Below are 6,208 nucleotides of genomic sequence, written 5' to 3'. Positions count from 1 at the left end.
AACTTTTTTTGCCGGTAGACGACAGAAAAATGCAGGAAAAGAAGCAGGAAGAAACCAAAAAATCTATCAAGCTGTCCGAAAAAGGCATGAAAAACATACGGCTGACAAGGATAAATCCTGCCATTTGAGGACGGTCAGATCTCCAGAAACAGCTCTTTCTATTGGCTATAGTCAAGGAAAAAAGCAAAAAAGTCCGGGAGCCGGATAAAATATATCCGGAAAAAACTGAAAAAACATGCTGAAATTTCCTCCGGTTTTTGTACAAAAAATATTGTGTTTTGTACAAATTCCAAAAGTTTTTGTACAAAAGCATGAAACAAAAACGGCAGAAACCGAGGGAAACGGCAACAACATCCGGAGAAAACAACAGCAATGTCCGGAGAAAACAACAGCTGCATCCAAGGAAAACAATAACAACGTCCGGAAAACGACAGCAAAATCCGAGAAAAGCATGTCCAAAAGTCTTACAGATTTTATACAAAAGTTTTTGAGTTTTGTACAAATTCCTAAAAGTTTTGTACAAAAGCATGAAACAATAACAGCAGAAACCGGAGAAAACGACGGCAGCATCCGAAGAGAACTACAGCAACATGCAAGAAAAACAACAGCAGTATCCGGAAAAAACAACGACAGCAAAATCCGAGAAAAACATACCCAAAAGTCTTACGGATTCTGTACAAAAGTTTTTGAGTTTTGTGCAAAAACAATTTTTTTTGTACAAAACAAGACCAAAACAGCGGGAGAAAATCCAAAAGAAAAAAGAATCTTTTCCTGAAAAAGCAAGTGAATTTATAAAACTGGATAATAATTATAAATCTTAAAAGCAACAAAGCCTTTAAAAAGAATATAAAAGATGATTTTTCTCCTGAAATAGAAGAATATGAAAAGGAATAGAACGATAGTATTCAGTTCCACATTCTTCTCACCAGTTGACCGATTCAAACTCACGCAAAAATATTTCACTCTCACATAAATTTATAAATTTTATTTTGCAGATTATCCGAGAATTATCTTATTCGTTATCAAAAGTGTCTACAATGTAGCTCCCCGATTAATAGCATATACATATTTTCCAGCAAACAACTTAGTCCGACTTATTGATAAAAATACCTCCAAAAATGTAAACGCACATATAGGCTGAGTTTCATTTACATGAACTATCCATCATTTCATAAATAAGCATTACGCACCCTGTAAACAAAAATACTATCGAAAATACAACTATCAGATTATACCGAACGAGCATTGCTCCTCCCTCCTACCGGACTTACCCTGCTAAAAACTTCACTAATAAATAACCGACAGCAATAGACATCTACAACTCCTACTTCTCCCAATATGCAAAAGACACCAATCGCTAAGGCTATTCTGCTGATCATCTTCAACAAAAATAAAAAGCCTCCGACGTTTATCCGCCAGAGGCCTATTATACGATACGCTTATTGTAAGTTATAACTGTTCACATTCTTGCAGCCACAAAGCCGAACTTGCATCACTCGGCATGCGCCAGTCACCACGAGGACTTAAAGATACGGAACCAACCTTAGGACCATCGGGCAGACAAGAACGCTTGAACTGCTGATTGAAAAAGCGACGACAGAAATTCGTAAGCCATTTCTTTATTGTATCTCTGTCGTATACTCCACGAAAGGCAATTTCCGCCAAATAAAAAATCTTTGCAGGGCGAGAACCAAAGCGCAAGAAATGAAACAGGAAGAAATCATGCAATTCGTAAGGCCCTACCAAATCCTCCGTTTTCTGCTTGATATTACCATTTTCGTCAGCAGGAATCAACTCAGGACTAATAGGTGTATCAATAATATCAAGAAGTGTAGCACGCGATTCTTCATCAACTCCTGTTTCCGCTACCCAAGTAACCAGATAACGAACCAGAGTTTTCGGAATACTTGAATTGACTCCATACATAGACATATGGTCACCATTGTATGTAGCCCAGCCCAGTGCCAGTTCGGAAAGATCTCCCGTACCAATGACCAGCCCTCCCACTTTATTGGCATAATCCATCAAAATTTGAGTACGCTCCCGCGCCTGGCCATTCTCATATGTCACATCATGCACACTCATATCGTGATCTATATCCTTAAAATGCTGAATACATGCATCACGTATACTGATTTCCTTTACCGTAACCTGCAAAGAATGCATCAAATCCAAAGCATTATGATAGGTACGATCAGTTGTTCCAAAACCAGGCATAGTGATACCTACAATACCACTGCGGGAAAGCCCCAACTTATCGAAGGTCTTCACACACACCAATAGTGCCAGTGTAGAATCCAGTCCCCCGGAAATACCGACCACTACCGTCTTGCATCCGGTATGTACAAGCCGTTTTGCCAAACCAGCCACCTGAATGGAGAAAATTTCCTCGCAACGTTCATCTAACAGCTTACCGCCTTCCGGGACAAACGGATGCGGTTCGACCGGACGAGTCAAGGTACATTCATCCCCTGTCTGGGCAAGTTCCACAGGAATACGCTTCACCGGACAATCCTTGTAAGCCCGTACGCTGGCAGAGAATGTAGTATTCAGCATTCGTTCACTCCGCAAACGTTCCACGTCAATTTCGCTGATGACCAACTGTTCTTCGAAAGAAAATCTTTCGGAAGCAGCCAGTAATGTACCATTCTCATAGATAAAAGCATTTCCCGCAAATACGACGTCGGTTGTAGACTCACCAAAACCAGATGAAGCAAACACATATCCCGACAAGCAACGTGCCGACTGCTGGGCAATGAGTGAGCGCAAATACTGATGCTTACAAATATTTTCAGTATCGGCCGACATATTGAAAATTACATCTGCCCCCTGAAGAGCCAATTTAGAACTGGGAGGTATAGTAGCCCAGACATCTTCGCAAATTTCTATGCCAAAACATAACTCAGCCGATTCAAATATCAAATTAGCACTGACCGGCACCTGCTGACCACACAGACGTACCATCACATCATCCGGATGAGCCGTAGAAGGTGCAAACCAGCGTTGTTCATAAAATTCCTTATAGTTCGGCAAATATGTTTTAGGAACAACTCCCAATATCTTACCACGTTGAAAAGCCACAGCACAGTTCATCAATGTCGAATTAACAACGACAGGCATCCCTACTATCGATATAATATCTAACTGACGAGTCTCATTCATGACTTGCATCAAAGCCATTTCTGCCTGTTCAAGCAATAAAGACTGTCCAAACAAATCGCCACATGAATATCCCGTAAGATTCAATTCCGGGAAAATTATAACCTGCACTCCTTTCGATTCGGCATCAATTATCAATCTACTAGCCTGCTGTGCATTGAACTGGCAGTCGGCAACCTTCACCAAAGGTATAGCAGCCGCCACTTTTACAAAACCATATTTCATATAAGTTGTTATATAAATAATGTATATCTGCAAAGATAGAAATTATTTACGGACCGAAAGGCGAAAAATAAAAAAACTAACTTTGCTTTGGTATTTAAGAAAATCTTTATATCTTTGCCAAAGAATTAAAATTGTAACAATTACAAAAATATAAAGAATAACATGAACGTATACGAATATCTGCTTAGCTATAATATTAAGCCGTCCGTACAACGCATTGCAATTATGGACTACTTGCTGAAGCATCATACTCATCCGTGTATCGATGAGATATATCTTGCGCTATGTAAAGATATACCTACACTTTCGAAAACGACAGTGTATAATACACTGAAGTTATTCATCGAGCATGGAGCAGCGCGCATGTTAACCATCGATGAACGTAATGCCTGTTTCGACGGCGACACGTCGATGCACGCACATTTTCAGTGCAAAACATGCGGAAAAATATATGATATCCCGATGAAATCTGAAAGTGAAGACATCGAATCGCTGAATAAAAACGGATTCCAGATAGAAGAAATTCACCACTACTATAAAGGTGTCTGTCCGGAATGTTTAGGAAAAGAAAACGGAAATTAATAGCCACACAAGGCTAAATGAAATATTACTAATAACTAAAATTTTTTTTGACTTATGAAAAAATTTATCTGTACTGTATGTGGTTACATCTATGAAGGTGAAACAGCTCCTGAAAAATGCCCTATGTGTAAAGCTCCTGCTTCTAAATTCAAAGAACTGGAAGAATCAGCAGAAGGTGGTCTGCAATTCGTTGACGAACATGTTATCGGCGTAGCCAAAGGTTGCGATGACGAAATGATTAAAGACCTGAACAACCATTTCATGGGCGAATGCACAGAAGTTGGTATGTATTTGGCTATGAGCCGTCAGGCAGACCGTGAAGGCTATCCTGAAGTAGCTGAAGCTTTCAAACGCTACGCATGGGAAGAAGCAGAACACGCTGCAAAATTTGCAGAATTGCTGGGTGATTGCGTATGGGATACAAAAACTAACTTGGAAAAACGTATGAACGCTGAATGCGGCGCTTGTGAAGACAAGAAACGTATCGCTACTCGTGCAAAACAGCTGAATCTGGATGCAATTCACGATACTGTTCATGAAATGGCTAAAGACGAAGCTCGTCATGGTAAAGGTTTCGAAGGTCTGTACAACAGATATTTCAAGAAATAATATTTCCTACCATAATTTATCGGAGAGGAGGTCATTCTGTCAAAAGGAGTGATCTCCTTTCTTTTTTAATGCACCTTTCCGTTCCAACGAATCCAATATTTCATATTCCCTGATACGTAATTTATAATACAGAAACGACTGATATACTTGACTACCGCTTCTTCCCCTCAACAATACAACTTCCAAGTTGCCAATACAGAGTGGTATCAGGAATCTGATAAGCGTTACAGATTCTATCCCTGAATCTCACATTCATTTCAGAGCCTTGATCGATAATATTCTCCACTTCCGACAATAAAAAAAGCGACTCCGTTCTCGGGAATCGCTTCATTCTGCAATATATTTTTTATTAATTAGCAGCAGAATCTTTGGCAGCAGGAGCAGCAGCAGGCTGATCTGTCGCAGCATCCGACTGAGGAGCTGCAAATCCTGCAGGAGCATTCAACGGATTTGTTTTCTGTTCTTTCACAGCTTGATCCATTATAACAGATGAACCTTCATTGGCACTAGGAATAACATAAGCAGTCGCAACGCTTACTACAACCATAAAAATAGCCAGTCCCCAAGTCAGTTTCTCAATGAAATCTGTTGTTTTGCGAACACCCATAATCTGATTTGAGGCAGCAAAACTAGAAGAAAGTCCTCCTCCTTTAGAGTTCTGTATCAATACGACAAAGCACATTAACACAGCTGCAAGTACGATTAATCCAACAAATAATAAATACATTTTCTTTTATTTTGATTTAGCGTTAATAATCAATTTTTCTAAAAATCTTATTTGGTCTGCAAAGTAAGCATTTTTTTTTGGATATTTCAAATTTAATTTTTTAATAATTTCGAGAGCTTTATCATATCTTTGCTGTTTTACGTAAATTTTTGCCAGTGTTTCGGTAAAATAACTTTCATCCAATTCATCGTCAAGCTTTTCAGGCCCTTCTTCGGGTTCTAACGAATCCGCTTCCGTTGTGCCTACTTCTTCCTGATCCGATACTGAGGAATCATCAGTCAAGGAGGTCTTTTCTGTAGAATCAACCTCCGGCAATTTCACTTCCTCTAAAGCTGTATTCTTATCATCATCATCCAAATCCCTTCCAGCCTCCTGCAATAAAGTATCATTCTGCTTCACAACACCCGTAGTTGATATTTCTGATTTTTCAATGAAATTATCAATCAATTCCTGCCCTTTCAACATTACCGGTTTTGTAGAAGTATCATCGGGTTCCTGCAATAAAATAGAAGTATAATCAACACTTACCTCCGAAGGTAAAGGCAAATCCATGGCAGGTTCTTCCGATAAATCGGATAAAAAGCGGTCTATTAAATCCAAGGTACGATCGGATGACTGATTTTCTTCCGCTAATGTTTTTTCCGAAGAATGCTTCTTGATAACCAAGCGTTCTCCTTCAATATAATAGAAAAGTACACTCAAATCAGCTATATACAATGCACTTTTCCTCAATTCCTCCTTAAAGCTGGCATCCTGCAGCAGAAACAAATTTTTAAGATAAAGCAAACGGGCAGTCTGGAAATAAGGATAGCGAGCTACCAGCCCTCTCAGTTCGAACAAGCTATCTTTATTCAAGTACTCTGGATGCAGTATCCATTCATGTAAACGTTGCTGAATCATCTTAAA

General features: G+C 39.3%; 7 protein-coding genes. 4 read left to right on the top strand and 3 right to left on the bottom strand.

What is annotated here, in order from left to right; translation table 11 throughout:
• Both WKT12_RS13815 and WKT12_RS13810 read left to right on the top strand, forming a co-directional pair.
• Positions 1-208 (top strand): hypothetical protein (locus tag WKT12_RS13815; protein ID WP_340320046.1); only part of this gene is annotated, 208 nt, incomplete at its 5' end.
• Between the two features lie 27 nt (positions 209-235).
• On the top strand, positions 236-775 hold the full coding sequence (locus WKT12_RS13810) for a hypothetical protein (RefSeq protein WP_340320045.1): 540 nt from the start codon (positions 236-238) through the stop codon (positions 773-775).
• Positions 776-1,449: 674 nt separating this feature from the next.
• Here the strand turns inward: WKT12_RS13810 and WKT12_RS13805 are convergent.
• Complete coding sequence (locus WKT12_RS13805; RefSeq protein WP_021970196.1) at positions 1,450-3,384, bottom strand: NAD(+) synthase; 1,935 nt, start codon at positions 3,382-3,384, stop codon at positions 1,450-1,452.
• 162 nt (positions 3,385-3,546) lie between these two features.
• Between WKT12_RS13805 and WKT12_RS13800 the strand changes: the two genes are divergently transcribed.
• Positions 3,547-3,966, top strand: coding sequence for a Fur family transcriptional regulator (locus WKT12_RS13800; RefSeq protein ID WP_021970197.1), 420 nt, complete (start codon positions 3,547-3,549; stop codon positions 3,964-3,966).
• Positions 3,967-4,020: 54 nt separating this feature from the next.
• On the top strand, positions 4,021-4,575 hold the full coding sequence (locus WKT12_RS13795; protein WP_021970198.1) for an NADH peroxidase: 555 nt from the start codon (positions 4,021-4,023) through the stop codon (positions 4,573-4,575).
• A 349-nt stretch (positions 4,576-4,924) separates the two neighbouring features.
• Here WKT12_RS13795 and secG read toward each other — a convergent pair whose 3' ends face one another.
• Both secG and WKT12_RS13785 read right to left on the bottom strand, forming a co-directional pair.
• Positions 4,925-5,302: a preprotein translocase subunit SecG gene (gene secG / locus WKT12_RS13790; RefSeq protein ID WP_021970200.1), complete on the bottom strand. Its 378-nt coding sequence runs from the start codon at positions 5,300-5,302 to the stop codon at positions 4,925-4,927.
• A 6-nt stretch (positions 5,303-5,308) separates the two neighbouring features.
• Positions 5,309-6,202 (bottom strand): tetratricopeptide repeat protein, encoded by an 894-nt coding sequence (locus WKT12_RS13785; RefSeq protein ID WP_340320044.1) that lies wholly within the window; start codon positions 6,200-6,202, stop codon positions 5,309-5,311.
• Between the last annotated feature and the right edge of the window lie 6 nt (positions 6,203-6,208).

Origin of the sequence: Phocaeicola sp. HCN-6420 (assembly GCF_037890145.1) — a bacterium.
Classification (GTDB): Bacteria; Bacteroidota; Bacteroidia; order Bacteroidales; family Bacteroidaceae; genus Phocaeicola.
Note: the sequence above shows the minus strand (reverse complement) of the source record. Positions and strands in the feature narration are given on the sequence as shown.